The sequence below is a fragment of the Parahaliea mediterranea genome (assembly GCF_017255185.1).
Classification (GTDB): Bacteria; Pseudomonadota; Gammaproteobacteria; order Pseudomonadales; family Halieaceae; genus JAFKCZ01.
This window is the reverse complement of sequence record NZ_JAFKCZ010000001.1, coordinates 108,226-127,709: the sequence shown is the minus strand read 5'-3', so window position 1 is coordinate 127,709 and position 19,484 is coordinate 108,226. Positions and strand designations below refer to the sequence as shown.

The window sequence follows — 19,484 nt, the reverse complement described above, 5'->3', positions numbered from 1 at the left end:
GGCTGTCCGTCGGGCGAGCGGCGCCACCCATTGCGGTGGCGCCGTTTTTTTATCGCCCCGCGGGCGGGCCTACATCACCCCGTAGGCCAGCATGGCCGAGGCCACCTTGTTGAAACCGGCAATGTTGGCGCCCTTGAAATAGTCCACATGACCATCGCTGGCGGTGCCAAACTCCACGCATTGCGCGTGGATGCTGGCGATGATTTCCCGCAGGTGTTTGTCCACTTCCTCGCGACTCCACTGCATGCGCAGGCTGTTCTGGCTCATCTCCAAACCGGAGACCGCCACGCCGCCCGCATTGGCGGCCTTGGACGGCGCGTGTAGCAGGCCGGGACTGGCGCGCAGCACTTTGATAGCGTCCGGCGTGGTGGGCATATTGGCGCCCTCGGCGACTGCGCGGCAGCCGTTCTCGATCAGGGTCCGGGCCTCGGCGCCATCGATCTCGTTCTGTGTGGCGCAGGGGAAGGCGAGATCGCAGGGTACGCCCCAGGGGTGCTCCCCCGCGTGATACTCCACGCCATACTCACGGGCGTACTCCTCGATGCGACCGCGGCGCTTGTTCTTGAGCTCCATGACCCACTGCAGTTTTTCCAGGGTCAGGCCCTCGGGGTCGTGGATATATCCGGAGGAATCCGACAGGGTAACCACTTTGCCGCCAAGTTGAATAAGTTTTTCGGCACAGTAGGTGGCCACGTTGCCCGAGCCCGAAACCACGCAGGTACGGCCGTCAATACTCTCGTGGTGGTGGGCCAGCATGTCCTGCATCATGTACACCACCCCATACCCGGTGGCCTCGGCACGAATGCGGCTACCGCCGAACTCCAGGGCCTTGCCAGTCAGCACGCCCTCGAAGCGATTCACCAAACGTTTGTACTGCCCAAACAGGTAACCCACTTCCCGCGCGCCCACGCCGGTATCCCCGGCGGGCACGTCCGTGTCGGGCCCGACATGTTTGCTCAACTCGGTCATGAAAGCCTGGCAAAAACGCATCACCTCGAGGTCGGACTTGCCCTTGGGATCGAAATCGGAGCCGCCCTTGCCCCCGCCCAGCGGCAGGCCGGTCAAGCTGTTCTTGAACACTTGCTCGAAAGCCAGGAACTTCAATACCGACTGGGTCACGGTGGGGTGAAAACGCAGCCCGCCCTTGTAGGGGCCGATGGCGTTGTTCTGCTGAACGCGATAGCCGCGATTGACCTGGACACCCCCGTGATCGTCCTGCCAAACTACCCGGAAACTGATGATGCGATCGGGCTCGGTCATCCGCTCCAGCACCATCATGTCCCTGTACAGCGGCTTGTCGGCGAGATAGGGAATAATATCCATCGCCACCTCGTGCACCGCCTGGTGGAACTCGGGTTCACCGGGGTTGCGGCGCACTACCGCCTCCATAAAGCTTGTCAGGTCTTCCACCTGCTGTGCATTCATACACGCATTCCTGTTCTACGTCGTTTATTTGGCGGCGAAAGCATACCGGTCAAAGGCGGTTCGAAAAAGTCCGTTCCGCTGATAATCGAAATTGGTTGACCGCATAACCGGCGGCCCACGTATAATGCCGCGCATGTTACCCGCCATCATCGCCGTACTTACCGGCCTCATTCTGCTGCTGTGGAGCGCCGACAAATTCGTAGACAGCGCCGCGTCCATCGCCAGCCACTTCGGCATGCCGGCGCTGCTTATCGGCATGGTGATTCTCGGCTTCGGCACCTCGGCGCCAGAGATGCTGGTATCGGCCCTGGCGGCCCTGCAGGGCAACCCCGGCCTGGCGCTGGGCAACGCCTACGGTTCCAACATCACCAACATCGCCCTGGTGCTGGGCCTGACCGCGCTCATCAGCCCGATCGCGGTGCAATCGCAGGTTTTGCGCAAGGAACTGCCCATCCTCACCGGTATCACCGCACTGGCCATCCTGCAGTTACTGGACGGCCACCTGTCGCGCACCGACGCCCTGGTGCTGCTGGCGGTGTTTGCCGCGCTGATGACCTGGACCATTTTCCTGGGCATGCGCGGCAACGGCGATTCGCTGGTGGCCGAGCTGGAACAGGAAATGCCCGACCGCGTCATGCCCCTCAAAAACGCCTGGCTGTGGCTGGTGGCGGGCCTGTTGGTGCTGGTGGCCAGCTCGCGCCTGCTGGTATGGGGCGCGGTCGAACTGGCCACGGGCTTTGGGGTGAGCGATTTGATCATCGGCCTCACCATCGTCGCGGTGGGCACCTCGCTACCCGAGCTGGTGTCGTCGATCATGGCGGCGCGCAAGGGCGAGCACGACATGGCCCTGGGCAACGTGATCGGCTCCAACCTGTTCAACACCCTGGCGGTGGTCGGTATCGCCGGGAGCATTGAGCCCTTCGTGGTGGAGAAGTCGATCGTCAACCGCGATATGTCGATCATGGCCCTGTTGACGGTGTCGCTGTTTGTGATCGGCTTCAGTTTCCGCCGCGGCACGCGGCGCATCAACCGCGTCGAGGGGGCAGCCCTGCTGGTCTGCTTCTGCGCCTACTCGGCCTACCTCGTACACACCTACCTGGCGCCCAGCGCCGTCGCCTGACCCGCGGGCGAGGCCTACTGCGGCGGATCGATGCGGTCGCCGCGGGAGGTGTTGACCCGGTACCAACCGGCGATGGAGTAGCGGTCGCGCCGCGCGGGCAACACCTCGTGGGGAAACTCCTCGCTGAGAAACACCACCACCGTGCCCAGTCCCGGCAGGACCTTGAGGGTGTTTCCGCCTTCGGCGTCGAGGTACATCAGCAGCTCGCCACCGTCCGGCGCCTGCCAGTCGGGATTGAGATAGGCCACCACGGACAACACCCGATTGGTGTCGCCGCGAAAGGCATCGAGGTGCTTGCGGTAGAAGTCACCGGGGCGATAGTGGGCGAAATGGGACTCGAAGGAAAACAGGCCCAGCAACAACTGGCGATTGAGGTGCTGTCGCAAGCGGCTCGCCCAATCCAGCCAGTCGCCCCCCGCCGGCGATGCCCCGGTGATCCAGCAGATGGCGTCCGAACGCACGAAGTTGTTCAACGTCCAGTCCTCCTCGCGACCCACGCCGGCGCGGGAGAAGTCGGCGCTGTTCATCGCCTGCAGTTGCGCCAGCAGCGCCGCGCAGAGGGCAGGCGGCAGCGCGTTGGGGCACACCGCGTAACCCCGCTCGCGCAAGGCATCGGCGATACGGTCGAACAGCGCGCCGTCGTCCTGCGGTGTCGCGGACACGGGCGACTGCGGTGCGGGCGTTTGCATGGGAGACTCCAGTGTGACCGGGTCCGGTTCGCGATCGCGGGACGCTCGGGGCGGCGCGATTATAGCCCCGGCGCCCTGCACGCGCCATACGGGAATCCGGCCTCCAAACCGCGCAGGGGCGACACTCGCCCCGCGATTGTGACAAAGCCATGACAACGTTGTCACCACCGGAACCTTTCCGTTACACTGCCCCTTTGGGACCACGGGCATCGATAGGCTGCATTTCACCAGCCCGCCCACGCAGGCACGAGGACACCGCGCGGAATGAAAGCCACCATCAAGGACGTCGCCAAGCTCGCCGGCGTCTCCTTCAAAACCGTGTCCCGGGTCATCAATCGGGAGCCCTCGGTGGGCGAGGACTTGCAGCGCCGGGTGTGGGCGGCCATCGAGGAACTCAACTACCAGCCCAACCTGTCCGCCCGCCAGCTGCGGGGGGCGCCGGGCTTCATCGCCTTTATCTACGACAACCCCAACAGCCACTACGTCATCGAAATGCAGCACGGCCTGCTGGCGGAGTGCCGGGCCCAGGGCTACGAGCTGCTGATCCACCCGCTAAACTCCCGATCCGACGGGGTGCAGGAAGAACTGGAACAGATGCTCAGTCACGGACACATCGCCGGCCTGGTGTTGACACCCCCATTTTCAGAGACTCCGGAGCTGGTGGCGGCGCTGCGCCGTCGCAAGCTCAGTTTTGTGCGTATTGTATCCGGCACCGCGGACCCCGCCGAGAACGAGCCCTGCATCTTCGTCAACGACTACCAGGCGGCCTTCGCCATCACCGATTATCTGGCGGGCCTCGGCCACCGGCGCATCGCCTTTCTCGGCGGCGAGGACATCCACCGCTCCAACATGGAGCGCCGGCGCGGCTACCTGGCTGCCCTGGCGGATAGGGGCATCGAGCGCGACGACACCCTGATCGTCCCGGGCGAGTTCAACTTTGACTCCGGCGCCGAGCGCACCCGGCAGCTGCTGACCGGGGACCCGCGTCCCACCGCGATTTTCGCGGCCAACGACGAGATCGCCGCGGGGGCGCTGTTCTCGGCCCGCATCAGCGAGGTGGCGGTGCCGCAGGAGCTGTCCATCGTCGGTTTCGAGGACAGCCCCTTTTCGCGCCAGACCTGGCCCAAACTCACCACCGCGCACCAGCCCAATACCGCGATCGCCGGCAGCGCCGCCAGCCACCTGATCGCGAGCATTCGCGCCGCGCGCCAGGGCACCGACACAGCGACGGACGCACTGCCCGACAACGGCTTCCTGCCCACACTCGTGGTGCGGGACTCGACCTGCCCCCCCGCGCAATGATCCGGGCGCTGCTCACCCCGCGATTGTTCGACGGCGACAGGTGGCGCGGGTGCTGCGCGGTTCTGCTGGACGGGCACATGGTGCGGGCTATCGTCGGCCGGGACGATATCCCCCCCGGCACACCATGCCTTGAGCTGGCCGGGGGCTTTCTGGCCCCGGGCTTTATCGACATCCAGGTCAACGGCGGCGGCGGCGTACTGCTGAACAACAGCCCCGACCGGGCGGGGATCGAGCGCATGGTGGCCGCCCACCGCGCCACCGGAACCACCGCCATGCTGCCCACGGTCATCAGCGACACCCCCGCGGTGCAGCGCGCCGCCGCGATGGCGGTACGGGCGGCGATGGCCGCGGGCAACTCCGGTGTACTGGGCATTCACATCGAGGGCCCGTTCTTCGCCGCCGCGCGCCGCGGCACCCACCGCGCGGACATGATTCGCGAGCCCTCCAGCGAGGACCTGCGCTGGCTGGCGGCGCTGGCGAGCGAGGTGCCCACCGTGGTGACCCTGGCCCCGGAGCACCTGCCAGCTGGCGCCATCGCCACACTCACCGCCGCCGGCGTGCGGGTCTGCGCCGGCCACACCGACGCCAGCTACCAACAGATCGCGGCGGCGCGCGCGGAGGGCCTGCGCGGTTTCACCCACCTGTTCAACGCCATGAGCCCCCTGGCGAGCCGGGAACCCGGCGCGGTGGGCGCGGCCCTCGACGGTGGCGACTGCTGGGCGGGAATCATCGCCGACGGCCACCACGTCCATCCGGCGAGTATTCGCGTCGCCCAGCGCGCGCTGCCCGCCGGCAAACTGTGCCTGGTGACCGACGCCATGGCCACCGTGGGCGACAGCCGCGACTGGTTCGAGCTCTACGGCGAGCGCATCGAGGTCCGCGGCGGCCGCCTGGTCAATGCCGAGGGCGCCCTGGCGGGCAGCGCCATCGGCATGATCGACGCGGTGCGCTACTGCCACCGGGAGGTCGGCCTGCCGCTGGTCGAGTGCCTGCGCATGGCGTCCCGCTATCCGGCCACCTTCCTGGGAGAAGAACATCGCCTGGGGCGCATTGCCCCGGGATATCGCGCCGACCTGCTGCATCTCGACAACGACCTGCGGGTGCTGGACACCTGGGCGGCGGGACAACACCAGTCACACCTCCAGGCAGGGGGACAACAGGACCAACAAGCATGAAAGTCGTGATTCTCGACAATCCCGCGGCAGTCGCCCACTACGGCGCCGACCTCTTCCAGCAGCAACTGGCGCGCAAGCCGGCCTCGGTGCTTGGGCTCGCCACCGGCTCCACGCCGGTGAGCCTGTACCGCGAGCTGATCGCCCGCCACCGCGCCGGGCTGCTGGGCTTTGGCGAGGTGCGCAGCTTCAACCTGGACGAGTACCTGGACCTGCCCGCCACGCACCCCCAGAGCTATCGCCAGTTCATGCAGCGGGAGTTCTTCGACCACATCGATATCGCGCCGGGCAATACCCGCGTGCCCGCCGGCGACGCGGCGGACCCGATCGCCGCCTGCGAGGACTACGAGCGCGCCATCGTCGACGCTGGCGGCATCGACATCCAGCTGCTCGGCATTGGCCGCAACGGCCATATCGGCTTCAACGAGCCCACCTCCTGCCTCGCCTCCCGCACCCGGGTAAAAACCCTGACCCGGGAGACCATCGACGACAACGCGCGCTTTTTCCGCGCCGGCGAACCCCAGCCGCACATGGCCATCACCATGGGCATTGGCACCATCATGGAGTCGCGCCTGGTGGTGTTGCTGGCCACCGGGGAGAGCAAGGCGGCGGCGGTCAAGGCAATGGTGGAGGGCCCCGTGTCCGCCTGGTGCCCCGCCTCCATCCTGCAGATGCACCCGGCAACCGTGGTGCTGGTGGACGAGGACGCCGCCAGCCACCTGAGCCAGCCGGATTTTTTCAAGCATATCGAACGCGAGAACCAGGCGCTGCTGGCACGTTTGGGGCGGGGATGAACGCGTAGGGCGGAGGGCCGGCCCCTCTTTTCGGGCCATTCATTCCGCCGATTGTTGGTCGAATGAATTCGACCCTACAGGGGTGGCGTGCGCTTCCTGTAGGGCGCAATTCATTGCGCCGCTTTTTAATCCTCCAGGCGATCCCACCAGTATTTCTTCAACAGCCAGGTGGTCAGGGCGAACACCCCGACGCTCCACAGCAGGCTGTCGGTGGCGCGGATCATGGCGAACATGGGGATCACCACCAGGGTCATCTGCCACACGATACCCACCAGCACGTTGCCCATGTCACGGGCGAAGTCCCGGTTGGGTCGAAAAGCCGGGGCCTCGGCCACCACCGCCGCCGCCACCGGCCCCCACCAACCCCAGGGCCGGGTCTGGCGGTAAAACAGCTTGAGCTGCTCCCACTCCACCGGCGCCGTCAGCAGGCAGCCGGCCACGCTGCCGAGCAGGGCCACCGCCAGCAGCAGCGGAAACTGCTGGATGGCCAGTAGCTGGTAGCCCGCCGCCTCCAGCGCCGGGGGAATCAGCGCCACCCCCAGCATGCCCGCCAGCATGCCGCTGAAATAGCCAAAGCCGTTGAAGCGCCACCACAGCCACTTGAGTACGTTGGAGGCCACGTAGCTGCCGTAGAGCAGGCCCACGATCCAGTCGGTGCGAGCCTGGATATTGCCACCGGCAAAGCCGAAGTACAGGCCCGTCACCACCAGCGCGGCGGTAACCAGGTAGCCCAAACGCACATAGGTCCGGTCGCTGGCGTTCTCGTCGATGTACTTGCGGTAGATATCGTTGACCACGTAGGCCGAACCGGCGTTGATAAAGGCGGCGAAGGTGGACATGAAGGCCGCCAGCAGGCCCGCCAGCAGCAGGCCGCGAAAACCGGCGTCCACGTATTCCGAGATGGCGTAGGGCAGCACCTGTTCAAAGTCCAGGCGGCCTCTGGCGTCGACCAGGGCGCTGCTGTCCATGTACACCAGGGCCAGTACGGTAATGCCGGCGATCATGAAATAGCGCGGGAAGGACAACACCAGCGGCGTCAGGCCGAACATCTTGGCCGCTTCCGAGGGCGAGCGCGTGCCCAGTACCCGCTGCATGTCATAGCTGGGCACCGGACCCGCCAAACTGGCGAAGATGCCCTTGAACACCATCAGCATGAACAGGAAACCAAAGGCCCCGTAGCCGTCCTCGGCGATACGGCCATCGGCCGCGGGCAGCAGCGAGGACCAGTCCAGTCCCAGTTCCCAGCCGAACCACAGGCTGTCCCAGCCCTCCGGCACCGCCGCCCGTATCTGCTCCGCGGTGGTGGCGTTGAAGGCGATCACCCCCACGATCAGGCAGGCCACGGTCATCACCAGGAACTGCATGACCTCGGTGCCAACCACGCTGTAGAAGCCGCCCTTGAGGGTGTAGAGCGTGGTGAGACCAATGATGACCAGGGCGTAGCTGTCCTCGCTGCTGAACCGCACGCCGCCGAGGCTGAAAGCCAGGTCCCAGGGCAGGAACTGGGCCGAGAACTTGCCGATCCCCTCCACGAAGTAGGCCATGAAGGCGATCACGATGATCACCGCGAACAACACGGTGACGAGGTGGGCCAGGCGCGCGCCGCCGCGGTCGCCGAAACGGAAACTGATCCACTCGGCGCCGGTCAGCACCTTCGAGCGGCGCATCCACAGGGCGAGGAAGATCATCATGATGATCTGGTTCCACACCGGCCACAACCAGGGAATCCACGCGCTTTTCACGCCGTAGACGAACATCCAGGCCACCGCGATCATGGTGCCGGAGACATCGAACATTCCCGAGGCGTTCGACAACCCCAGCATGTACCAGGGGATGTCGTTGCCGGCCAGGAAATAGGTCTGCAGGTTGCGGCTGGCCAGGCGCGACAGCCACAGCCCCAGGCCGATGGTGCCGACCAGGAACAGGGCGATGATCAGGATGTCGATGGTGGCGAGCTTCATGATGTCCCTTTGTTATGACTTGCTCAGTAGACCACGAGCTCGTCGAGGTAGAGCGTCGCGCGCTGCTCGCGGCGGGTTTCCGGGCTGTAGTGCCCCTGGCTGTTGTCCAGCCGCAGGCGCAGGTAGCGCTGGGGCTCGCCGTCACAACACAGGGTGACGCCGCCGTCGGCGGGTATCGCGTCGCCCTCCAGGCGCGCCAGCGCGCGCCAGTGCACGCCGTCCTCGGAGCCGCACAGGCGCACACCCGCGGGGCGCGGCAAATGCCGGTGGGCGCCGGCCTGGGTATTGAAGGCCAGGGAGGTCACCGGCAGGGCCTGTTCGAGGTCGAGCACGATGTCCACCTCAGCGCCGTCGAAGGCCGCCCACTCGTGATAATGGAAAATGCGCTCGTTGCCACGGCAACCGTTGGTGAGCAGGGCGAGTTCCGGCGCCCGCTGCAGGCCCTCGTCGCGAAAACGGTACACCGGCTTGCGCAGCGCCCGGTGCGCCACCAGGTGCAGGCGTTCGTCGCCGTGAAGCTCGCCGTTCGCGTCGATCCCCACGGCGCGCAGTATGGTATAGCCGCTCACCTCGACGGGCTCCGTATAGCGCGAGCTGCCCGCGTGGGGCGCGCTGCCGTCGGTGGTGTAGTGCAGCGCGACCCCGGGCATCTCGCAATCCAGGGTCGCGCGCAGCCTGTCGATGGAGAATTCCGCCACCCCGGCCATGGGTTTGTAGACACTGCGCGCGGCGGGGACGCCCAGGCCGTCGAAGCGCGCCAGCAGGCCCGGCAGGCGACCGCAGAAGTCGGCCCAGTCGCGGCGCTCACCACACCACAGGGCTTCCGCCAGGGCGGACATCCGCGGCAGCGCGGCGTAACACACCGCGTCCCCGGTGGGCAGGTACTCGGTCCACACGTTGCCCTGGGCGCCGAGCACACGGCCGCCCTCCCCGCCGCCGAGGCCCGCCGGTTGCGGCCGGTAGTGATAGACCCTGCCCAGGGTGGACAGGCCGTGGATGGCGCGCGGCTCGTCGCGGGAGGTGGACTGGTAGAAGTCGAAATACACGGTGTCCACCGGGGTCATCACCGCCGGATAACCCGCCTCCAGGGCGCGCCGGCCGGCGTCGCTATTCCAGCACATGACGGTGGTGTCGCGGGACACGGCGCCAGCGAGCACCTCGTCCCAGGCCACCACTCGCTTGCCCAGGCCCCGCAGTATCTCCGCCACGCGGGCGACAAAGTAGCCGTGCAGGCCGTCCTCGTCGCCGAGACCCCGGTCGCGGATCAGCTGCTGGCAGTGCGCGCATTCCCTCCAGGCGGTTTTTACCACCTCGTCGCCGCCGATGTGTACGTAGTCGCCGGGGAACAATTCCGCCACCTCGGTAAACACCTGCTCGAGAAAGGCAAAGGTCTCCTCCCTCGGGCACAGGACATCGGGAAAAATGCCGAAATGGGATTCCACCTGGAATTCCCGGCGCCGGCAGGCGAGTTCCGGGTGCGCGGCCAGCAGCGCGGCCGCGTGGCCCGGAATATCGATTTCCGGCACCACCTCGACATGCCGCTCGCGGGCATAGGCGACAATGTCCCGCACCTCGCGCCGGCTGTAGAAGCCGCCGTGACGCTCCTCGCGGTAGCGCCGCGGATGATCGGAGGTGTGGCCCGCCACCGTGCGATCGCGCCAGGCCCCGATCCGGGTCAGCGCCGGGTAGCGCGCAATCTCCAGGCGCCAGCCCTGGTCGTCGGTGAGGTGCCAGTGGAAGCGGTTCATCTTGTGCATGGCCAGCAGGTCGATGTACCGGCGGATGAAGTCCGGCGGGAAAAAATGCCGCGAGCAGTCCAGATGCATGCCCCGCCAGCCCAGGGCCGGGGCATCCCGGTACTCGCCACAGGACAGGTGGTAGTCGCGCCCGGCCACGAGCCCTCCGGCCGCGACCTCCACCGGCAATAACTGCAGCAGGGTCTGCGCCGCGTAAAAGCAACCGGCGGCGGCGCCGCCCGCCAGGGTAATCCCCGCCTCGTCGATGTGCAGCGCGTAGGCTTCCGCCCCAGACAGGGCCGGGTCGAGACGCAGGTCAATGCCGGGCGGACTGGCAGCCGACGCCGCGTCGGCGCGCGCCGCGTGGGATGCGCAACGCAGCTGGCCTCGCAGGTAGGCCGCCACCGGCTCCAGGTCTCCGCTGGCGACCCGCACCGGGGTCGCCGCGGTCAGGACAAACCCGCCGGAAGCCGGCGTCGCACGGGCGGGGAGCGGAATGACGGGACAGGACATAGGGCGAGTTTAGCCCGGCTCCGCCACGGCTGTCGCCGCCCGCGCCATGGCGAAGGCCAGCGCGCCCCGGTCCGGCTGCCCGCGAGCGGGCACCAGCGCGGCGCGCGAGGTGGGCGACAACCAGGGTGCGATGCGCCGCGCCAGCCCGCCGAGCAGGGCAAAGCGGTCGGCCCCGTGTCCCAGCAGTTTAGCGGCCAGGTGGTCGAAATAGGCCGCCGCCGCACGCACGATGTCCAGCGCCACCGCATCGCCGCGCTCCGCGCACTCCAGCACCAGGGGCGCCAGCGCCGCGTAATCCCGGGAGCGCGCGCCGGCCATGTGTGCCACGATATCCAAGCCGTCGACTTCGAGCCGGCCCTCAATCGCCGGCAACAGCGCGGTCCCGGGGCCGAGCCCGTCCAGCGCCAACAGCGCCGCCTTCAGCGCCTCCAATCCGATCCAGGCGCCGCTGCCCTTGTCGCCGAAGGGAAAACCGTGGGCGCCATAGCTGTGGCTGCGTCCATGCCGGCACACGTAACCCACCGACCCGGTGCCGGCAACGATTACCGCGCCATCCTCGCCGCCGTGCGCGCCAAGGCAGGCGACATGAATGTCGGTGGTCAGGTACATGGCCGCGAATGGGTGGCGCCACTGGCTCATCCGCTGGTGAATCCTGGGGATGTTGACCCCCGCCAGGCCGACCCCGGCGATCACCCGCGCCAGATCCGCCGACGCCAGGCCGGCGTCGGTGAGCGCCTGGTCGGCGGCTTGCCGGATCGAGGCGCAGGCCTGTTCGAAGTTCTGGAAGGGGTTCGCCGGCCCGGCGGTTCCCGAGCCGAGTTCACGCCCGACTTCGTTCGCCAGCAGCGCCCGGCACTTGCTGCCGCCGCCGTCGATCCCGAGGAACAGCGCGCCGGCGCCCGCCTGTGCACAGTTCATGCTCATGGTCACTCGTCCAGGGGACTCCCCGCCACCGCGGCGCGCCGCGCTTGCAAAGTGTCCAGGTAAAAAAAAGCTGGCGTCCCGGTTTGGCACACCAGCCAAGGTCAAGCAGGGTCTACTGGCCCGGCTATCAAGCAGGGCGCCACCGCGACGCCCGACACACAACGCTAGAATCGGTAGTTCAGCCCCACCACATAGCGGGCGCCGTTGTCGTACAGCCGCGCCTTGCGCCCGGTGTCGATGTGGAAGTGCTCCAGCTCCTCGCCGGTGATATTGATACCCTCGAGCACCAGGTCCAGGTTCTGCCAGACCGTGAAGGTGAGGTTGGCGTCCAGCTGGCCATAGTCGTCGATGTACATTTCCGAGCCGAAGTCGGAGATGCCGTCGTACCACTCGGTGCGGTAGTTGTAGGACAGCCGGGCACTGACCCAGTCGTTCTCGAAGTAGCCGGTGAGGTTGGCCATGTGCTCGGAGTTGCCCTCCACCAGGCCCGACCCCGGGCGGTTCACCGGGTCGCGATCGTCGCGGCTCTCGGCGTCGGTGTAGGTGTAGTTGGCCACCACGCCGAAGTTGCCGAAGGTTTGCTGGTAGCTGACTTCCAGGCCCTGAACGTCGACGCCCTTGCCGTTGACCGGCTGGATGAACTGTACCTCCACGTCCTGGCCGGTCTTTTCGTCAAAACGCACGCCGGTCGAGGTGCTGGAGATCACCGTGTCGGCGATGTCCTTGGTGAAGTAGGTCAGCGCCAGCAGCGACTGGTCGGCGAAGTACCACTCCCAGGCCACGTCGAACTGGTTGGCGGTTTCCGGGTCCAGCTCCGGGTTGCCCCGGGTACCGGTGCGGGTCTCGGTGTTGGCCGATTCCTGGTTGGCGATGCGCAGATAATCGGGGCGCGCCATCACCTTGGCCGCCGACAGGCGCAGGATCTGGTCCTCGCTCAGGTCGAAGGCCACGTTCAGGTTGGGCAGCACCTCGGTGTACTCGTGGTCAACGGTCTCCTGGCGCACATTGAAATCGCCGCGGGAGTCGATCGAGTCAACCAGCAGCTGGTAGCCGCCGATCATGTCGATACTGGCGGCCAGCCAGTCGCCGTCCCAGTTGTAGCCCCGGGACGCGACCTCGGTTTGCACCACCCGCAGGCCGATGTTGCCGCGGAAACCCTCGCCCTCGAAATCGCCCTTGAAGTAGCCGGCGTAGATCTTTTCGTTCACGTCCCAGGTCTCGGGCAGGAACAGGATGGTGGCCGCGTTGGCGTAGGCATCCCGGGAGAAGATGACCGATTCCGCACGCCCCACATTCAGCAGGGGATAGGGGGCCCCGGACTCGTTGTAGGCGTAGTCACCCAGGGTGCCGGCATCCAGGTTGCCGTACAGCCAGCGATCCCAGCCGGACCTGTCGTCCCCACCGCCGTAGGACTCGGCGTCGTCGGAGTGCATGGCGTCGGTCAGCCAGTGGAAACGCACACCGTTCTGGAACTGCCCCTTGTCGTGATCCCGGTACATCAGGCCGGTCTTGAAGCTGTGGAATACGCCCAGATCGGTGTCGAACTCGAAGTCGACGGTGGCGTAGTCTTCCTCGTCGCTCATGATGCGCTGGTTTTCCATCATCCAGCCCAGGCCGCGGGAGAGCAGCTGCTCCTCGGTTTGGGAGCTGCCGTCGACGAAGGCTGTGGAATCGAGGCCGTTAAAGGAGGTGCCGGACAACGAGCCGGGCTGTCGCGGGACAGCGTCAAAACCGTATTGCTTGTCGGAGGAGGTCCCCCCTTCCGCCTCGGTATGACCAATTCGCGCGGTAATGCGCGCGCCGTCGAAGTCGTGCAGGTACTCGAGATCGATGGACTCGGTCTCGCTGTAGGAGTCGCGCTCAATCACGTAATACTCGGCGTAGTTGTCGCTGACCTGGCCCGCCACCACGCCACCGCCCTGCAACTGCGCGGTCTGCGGGTCGATGGTGCCGCCCCCGGCCTGGCCGTTCAGCCACTGGTAGTTGTTGTGGTTGGTGTTGGCGGCCTCCAGGTCGGAGTTCAGGTAGGTCAGGGTGAACTGGCCCTGCTTGGTGGGGCGCCACTGCCCGGTGACCAGCGCCGTCTCGCGCTCGCGATCCTGGGTAAAGTAGGCGTCGCCCAGCGCTCGTGGTGTCCAGGTGCTGCCGCGACCGAAATCCTGATATTCGAAACCGAGGATCTCCGTGCCCTCGCGCAGCAGGGTGCGATCCTGCTTGGTCAGGGAGACGTTGAAACCCAGGGTCTCGGCGTCGTTCTTCCACGAGTACAGGCCCGACAACAGGGGGTCGACTTCCTCGGAGGTCTCGGAATACATGCCCTGCAGCTGCAGCGCCCCCTCGTTGGCCTCCATGTCCAGGGGCCGGCGGGTGCGCAGCACCACGGTGCCGCCCAGGGAGCCTTCCTGCATATCCGCCTGCGGCGTTTTGTACACTTCCAGCGAGGACACAATGTTGGACGGCAGCAGGGTGTAGTTAAAGGCGCGGGAGGGATTGTCCAGCACGAACCAGTCGGCGGAGGATACCGCGGCGCCGTTGAGCAGGGTGCGGTTCTGGTCGGGCGAGGTGCCGCGCACGGCAATCTTTTCGCCCTCGCCGAAGCCGCGGGTCACCGACACGCCGGTGATCCGGGACAGGGAGTCCGCCACGTTCTTGTCGGGAAACTTGCCGAGGTCCTCGGCATTGATGGCGTCGACAATGGCATTGGCGTAGCGGCGGGTGTCGAGCGACTCCTGGAGACTGCCGCGGATACCGGTGACCACCACTTCCTCAAGTGCCGGCGCGGCGCCGTCGGCCTCCTGGGCCTGGGCGGAACCGACTGCGCCGCACAGGGCCAATACCGACAGCGAGCTGTGCAGATACCGGGCATTGCCCCCGGCAAGGCGACGAATTGCTGTTTGGATCGTGTTCACGGGATTTCCCCCCTCGCTATGTTCTGCTTATTCAATCGACGGTGTCCCGGCCATCCGGGCACGCCCTAGCGCATTGGTGTGACAAACCTATGACAACGTTGTCGCAGACTACCCTACGAGCGCGCGACAACGTTGTCAACACCCGGCGACGGAAATTTTCGGCGCGGCGCGGCACGCGGCCACGACCGGCGCCGTAGGCCATTGATTTACCGGGGAAAGGCCGGGAGAAAGCGGGGAGAAGGCCTAGGGACAGACCGGCGCAAGATCAGACCAGCGCGGATCAGTCGCGCTTCAACCAGGCCTCGATGTGGCGCTGCGCCATCCCGTGGGCATTGAATTCCGCGCCCAGTACGGCAATGAAGGTGAACACGCCGGTCAGCTTGCGCGCGATCAAGGCAAACTCCCGGGTGGGCGTGGCGAAGTGCCGGGTGGCGGCGGAACTCGCGGCCTGCTTGCCCACCCGGCGCATCAACTGCGAGTGTCCCCAGCGGTATTCGCCCTGCCGGTTCAGGTATCGCGGCGGCAGCGACGCCGGCGCCTGCAGGGGTTCCAGCAGGCGCATGCAGAAGGCGGCGAAGCTGTGCCGGGCCTCCTCGCCACTGTCCTCGCGCAGGCAGCCAAGCCCGATAAGGCTGTCGACGAGGGTGTCCTCGTCGCCGGCCATGCCGGCGGAGATGGTGTTGCCCAGGTGCAACAGGAACGCGTCGTCGGGCACCAGCACCGAGCCGAAATCCAGCAGTACCAACTCATCGCCCTGCGGCGACAGGCGCAGCAGGTAGTTGCCGAAATTGGGGTCGGTCTGCAGCAGGCCCCAGTCGTAGAGCTCAAAGAAAAACAGCTCCAGCATGGCTTCGCCCAGGGCATCGCGCCGCGCCTGGCTGAGCTGGGCCACCTCGGCCCGGGTCACCAGGTGGCCCTCGATGAATTCCAGTGCCAGCACGGTATCGGCGCAGTACGCCGGGTACAGCGCGGGAACGTGATAGCGCACCGGCCGCGCGCCGGCGGCGTTGGCCTGCGCCGCCAGGCGCGCCATCTCGGCGATCATGTCGGCTTCGCGGCGGTAATCGATCTCGTGGTGCAGCTGCTCGCGCATGCTGCCCAGCCAGTCGTCCAGGTCGCGCCCGGCCTGGACCCAGCGGGCCAGCAGCAACATGCGCACCACGGCGTCGAAGTCGGCGTCGATCACCCCCGCCAGGCCCGGGTACTGCACCTTGAGCACGATCTGTTCGCCGGTGTCGCGCACCGTGGCCCGGTGCACCTGGGCCAGGGAGGCCGCCGCCAACGCGCGGCGCTCTATCTCCAGCTCGTCGAAGCGCGGGCCCAGGGCCTCGCGCAGCAGCGGCTCCACCTCGGACCAGGGCAATGGTTCGGTGGCGGATTCCAGTTCGTGCAGGGCCGCGGTCAACGCCGGGGGCAGGAAATGCTCGCCGAGCAGGGCGAGCATCTGGCCGATTTTGACGTAGGTGCCCTTGAGCCGCCCCAGCTCGGACACGAAGCGCCGGGCCTCGCGGCGCGCGAAGGCCGAATCCAGCGGTTCCCCCTCCCCCCCGCGCAGCCGCCCGATGGCGTTGTCGAGGGCGAAGGCGCCGCCGGCGCGCAGGCCCGCGAGGGATACGCTCAGGCCCCGGCCAAGGCCGCTGCGTCCGAAGGGGGAGGATTTTTTCGCCATGGCATGCCCGCTGTCCGCTCAACTACCGCCACACTATACCAGCGCAAGCCGCGCGCGAGATGACCATGGTCCGCCGGGCCGCGCCCGGCGGATTCATGCCTATTGATCCAGCAGCAACACCGCCAGGCGCTTGCGGTGATGCAGGGCGTCGCCGAACTGCTGCTGGCTCCACTGGGCCCGGCGGATGTACAGCTGGGCGTCGCACTCGTAGGTAAAGCCCATACCGCCGTGGAACTGCACCGCCCGGTCGCCGGCCTGGCACAGCGCGTCCGTGGCCTGGGCCTTGGCCATGCGGCAGGCGATCTCGGCATCGCGGTCCAGGGAGCCGTCGCCCACCAGGCTGGCGGCGTGGTAGACGAAGGAGCGCGCCGCGTCGAGGCCGGTGAGTATGTCCACGCAGGGATGTTTGAGGGCCTGGTAGGAGCCGATTAGCTTGCCGAACTGCTTGCGGGTCTTGAGGTACTCCACGGTGGTGTCCAGGCAGGCGCCCGCGCTGCCGCAGGCATCGGCGGCCACCAGCAGCGCGCCCAGCAGGTAGTGGTCGCACAGGGCCACCGTGACCTGGTCGCCGGCGATAATGGCCTCGGGTTCGAGCTGCACGCCGGTGAAATCCACCGTGGCCGCGCGCCGGGTTTCATCCACCAGGGTGTGTGGACGGATGGCGCCCTCGGGCAACTGCTCCGCCCTGACCAGGGCCAGCGCCGGCGCGCCGCGGTGGCGGGTGACCACCACGAACCAGCCCGCCGCCAGCGCGTCGGGCACGAAACACTTGCTGCCGTGCAGCACACCCCGGTCGTCGAACAGGCAGTCGCAGGCGTCCGAGCCCCAGTCGGGGTTCTCCTGCAGGGCCACCGTGGCCGGCACGCCGGCGGCGACATCCGCCAGGAAGGCGTCCACCCGCAGTCCCGGCGTCGCCCGCGCCACCAACTGTCCCGCCAGGGTACTGCTGAGGAAAGGGGTACCCAGCATGGCCCGGCCCATGGCCTCGGCAATGGCCACCGCGTGCGACACGCCGAGCCCGGCGCCACCCACATGTTCCGGCAGGGCGATGCCGGTCCAGCCCAGCTGGACGATTTCCCGCCACAGGGCCTCGTCGTAACCCAGCGGGGAATCGAGCTGCGCGCGCACCGCGCTGATGGGGGATTTTTCGCGGCAGAAATTTCTCGCCACGTCCATGATCATGGCCTGCTCCTCGTCGAAGCGCAGGGTGGTATTGGCGGTTACACTCATGGTCGCTTCCTCACTTCGGCAGGCCGAGCACATGCTCGGCGATGATATTGGCCTGAACCTGGCTGGTGCCGCCGCCAATGGTGGCGGAAAAACTGTTGAAGTAGGCGCGCTGCCAGAAACCGCCCTGCCGGGCCTGTTCGTCACCCACATAGAGACTGCCCGCCGCTCCCTGCAGGTCCACCGCTGTCTGGCGCATGCGCCGGGCGTACTCGGAAAAACGCAACTTGTTGGAGAGCTGCAGCGAAAAGGGGTAATCGGTGTTGAGGGGCGCGATGGCGGCGCGCTTGTCACCCAGGGCGATGGCCTTCTCCTCCATGATCAGGCGCACCAGCTGGTCCCGCACCACCGGCTCCGACAGCAGTGGCTCGCCGTCCCGGGTCATGTCGCGCAGCTGCGCGATCATGTCGTCGATAACGATGCGCTCAAAAGCCAGCCCGCCGGCGGCGCCAGCCTCGGCGCCACGCTCGTACTGCAGGGTTTGCATGGCGATTTTCCAGCCCTGTCCTTCCTCGCCCATCAGGCAATCGGCGGGAATGCGGGCGTCGGTGAAGAAGGTCTCGGTGAAGCCGTACTCACCGGTCAACTTGCGGATCGGCCGCGCCTCGATGCCCGGCACATGCATGGGCGACAGGAAGAAAGACAGGCCATCGTACTTGCGCCCGGCATCGGGGTTGGTTCGCGCCAGCAGGATCATGTACTTGGCGTAGTTGCCCAGGGTGGTCCAGATCTTGGTGCCGTTGATCACGTAATCGTCGCCATCGCGCACCGCGCGGGTCTGGGCGCTGCCCAGGTCCGAGCCGTGATCCGGCTCGGAGAAGCCCTGGCACCAGATATCCTCGCCGGTGAGAATACCCTTCAGGTAGCGGGCTTTCTCCTCCTCGGTGCCGATATCATTGATCAGCGGGCCGGCCCAGCCAAGACCGATCACATTGAAGCAGATCGGCACGCCGTGGCGGCGCATCTCCTGGTCGACAATGTTCTGGTACACCGGCTCGACACCCCCACCCCCGTACTCCCTGGGCCAGGCCAGGCCCAGGTAGCCCGCGTTCCACACCTGGTATTGCCACTCCCGCAGGAAGTCCAGCTGCTGCTCGGTGCCCACCTCCATGAAGGACTGCGGCAGCAGGAAGCCGGGGTCGGCGGGTTTGTTGTCGGACAGCCAGGCGGATACCTGGCCGCGAAATTCCTTCAGTTCCTGGTCGGTGGCGCTCACGGGACAGCTCCTCGCTCGATAATTATCCGCCCCGGGCTGGATGCCGCCCGGCGCGCGAGCCAAAAACCTTACAAGCCGCCCCCGGAGGTGTCTAGTATTGACAGTGTCAACTTAAAATGTCCTCCTGGCGACCACCCGAGGCAATTCCAGTGGGCCGACGTGGACCCGTTCGCGCGGCCGCGCAAGCGGTGAGTGTATTGGCGCGGACAGGACAGCCCCCGGCGCCCCAGGAACCGGGCCGCTAGCGGCCGGAGGACAATTCCGACAGGCGCCCGTCCAGCTTATCCAGCAGGCCGAACAGGGATTCCCGCTCGGCGGGCGACAGTGGCGCCAGCAACTGCTCCTCCCAGGCCAGGGCCTCGGGAACTATGCGGCGATACAGCGCCAGGCCCTCGTCGGTCAGCTTGAGATAGGCCGCGCGACTGTCGCGGTCGCAGGGGCGCCGGCTGATCAGGCCCTTGTCGGTCATCGTCGCCACCGCCCGGGACACACGCACCTTGTCCATATCGGTTTGCGCCGCAATCTGCTTGGACTGCAGCTCCCCGTACTCCGCCAGGGTCACCAGCGCCCGCCATTCGGGCACGGTGATACCAAAGCGCTGCACGTAGATTCTGGACAGGGAGACGCTGATGCGCTGGGCCAGGCTGTTGCAGCGGTAGGGCAGGAACTGCCGCAGGCTGAGTCTGTCATCCATGCCCGGCGCCCCTAAGCCACGCCACCCAGGGCGTGGCCGGCATCGATATCCCTGCCGCCGCCCGCGGCCAGGGCAATCTGCCCGTCCTGCCTGAATCTATCCAGCAAGGTCATCGTCTTGCTCCATGCCTCAA

At 66.9% G+C, this 19,484-nt stretch carries 14 protein-coding genes; 4 read left to right on the top strand and 10 right to left on the bottom strand.

What is annotated here, in order from left to right:
* Positions 1-69: 69 nt before the first annotated feature.
* Positions 70-1,425, bottom strand: a complete 1,356-nt coding sequence (gene gdhA, locus JYP50_RS00570) for an NADP-specific glutamate dehydrogenase (RefSeq protein ID WP_206558507.1) — start codon at positions 1,423-1,425, stop codon at positions 70-72.
* Positions 1,426-1,549: 124 nt separating this feature from the next.
* On the opposite strand from gdhA, the gene JYP50_RS00565 reads away from it, so the two are divergent.
* On the top strand, positions 1,550-2,545 hold the full coding sequence (locus tag JYP50_RS00565) for a calcium/sodium antiporter (RefSeq protein ID WP_241262678.1): 996 nt from the start codon (positions 1,550-1,552) through the stop codon (positions 2,543-2,545).
* Between the two features lie 14 nt (positions 2,546-2,559).
* Here JYP50_RS00565 and JYP50_RS00560 read toward each other — a convergent pair whose 3' ends face one another.
* Positions 2,560-3,234, bottom strand: coding sequence for a 2OG-Fe(II) oxygenase (locus JYP50_RS00560; protein WP_206558506.1), 675 nt, complete (start codon positions 3,232-3,234; stop codon positions 2,560-2,562).
* 264 nt (positions 3,235-3,498) lie between these two features.
* On the opposite strand from JYP50_RS00560, the gene JYP50_RS00555 reads away from it, so the two are divergent.
* The 3 genes from JYP50_RS00555 to nagB are packed head-to-tail and all read left to right on the top strand — an operon-like array spanning position 3,499 to position 6,502.
* The gene (locus JYP50_RS00555; protein WP_206558505.1) at positions 3,499-4,536 is read left to right on the top strand and encodes a LacI family DNA-binding transcriptional regulator; all 1,038 of its coding nucleotides are present in this window, start codon (positions 3,499-3,501) and stop codon (positions 4,534-4,536) included.
* Positions 4,533-5,711, top strand: coding sequence for an N-acetylglucosamine-6-phosphate deacetylase (gene nagA, locus JYP50_RS00550; RefSeq protein ID WP_206558504.1), 1,179 nt, complete (start codon positions 4,533-4,535; stop codon positions 5,709-5,711). The genes JYP50_RS00555 and nagA overlap by 4 nt, the downstream gene beginning before the upstream one ends.
* A complete protein-coding gene (gene nagB / locus JYP50_RS00545) occupies positions 5,708-6,502 on the top strand; it encodes a glucosamine-6-phosphate deaminase (protein WP_206558503.1) in 795 nt (264 codons plus the stop codon). The genes nagA and nagB overlap by 4 nt, the downstream gene beginning before the upstream one ends.
* 125 nt (positions 6,503-6,627) lie before the next feature.
* Here the strand turns inward: nagB and JYP50_RS00540 are convergent, their stop codons facing one another.
* The 8 genes from JYP50_RS00540 to JYP50_RS00505 form a co-directional block, all read right to left on the bottom strand.
* Positions 6,628-8,463, bottom strand: coding sequence for a sodium:solute symporter family protein (locus tag JYP50_RS00540; RefSeq protein ID WP_206558502.1), 1,836 nt, complete (start codon positions 8,461-8,463; stop codon positions 6,628-6,630).
* 23 nt (positions 8,464-8,486) lie between these two features.
* A complete protein-coding gene (locus JYP50_RS00535) occupies positions 8,487-10,712 on the bottom strand; it encodes a beta-N-acetylhexosaminidase (RefSeq protein WP_206558501.1) in 2,226 nt (741 codons plus the stop codon).
* Between the two features lie 9 nt (positions 10,713-10,721).
* Entirely contained in the window at positions 10,722-11,636 is a 915-nt protein-coding gene (gene nagK / locus JYP50_RS00530; RefSeq protein ID WP_241262676.1) for an N-acetylglucosamine kinase, read from the bottom strand.
* A gap of 164 nt (positions 11,637-11,800) precedes the next feature.
* Entirely contained in the window at positions 11,801-14,545 is a 2,745-nt protein-coding gene (locus JYP50_RS00525; RefSeq protein ID WP_206558500.1) for a TonB-dependent receptor, read from the bottom strand.
* Between the two features lie 280 nt (positions 14,546-14,825).
* Positions 14,826-16,214, bottom strand: coding sequence for an ABC1 kinase family protein (locus JYP50_RS00520; RefSeq protein WP_206558499.1), 1,389 nt, complete (start codon positions 16,212-16,214; stop codon positions 14,826-14,828).
* A gap of 99 nt (positions 16,215-16,313) precedes the next feature.
* Positions 16,314-17,444: an acyl-CoA dehydrogenase family protein gene (locus tag JYP50_RS00515; RefSeq protein ID WP_206558498.1), complete on the bottom strand. Its 1,131-nt coding sequence runs from the start codon at positions 17,442-17,444 to the stop codon at positions 16,314-16,316.
* A 10-nt stretch (positions 17,445-17,454) separates the two neighbouring features.
* Positions 17,455-18,657: an acyl-CoA dehydrogenase family protein gene (locus tag JYP50_RS00510; RefSeq protein WP_206558497.1), complete on the bottom strand. Its 1,203-nt coding sequence runs from the start codon at positions 18,655-18,657 to the stop codon at positions 17,455-17,457.
* 241 nt (positions 18,658-18,898) lie between these two features.
* Positions 18,899-19,351 carry a MarR family winged helix-turn-helix transcriptional regulator gene (locus JYP50_RS00505; RefSeq protein WP_206558496.1) on the bottom strand — a complete coding sequence of 151 codons (453 nt, stop codon included), beginning with the start codon at positions 19,349-19,351 and terminating at the stop codon, positions 18,899-18,901.
* Positions 19,352-19,484 lie beyond the last annotated feature (133 nt).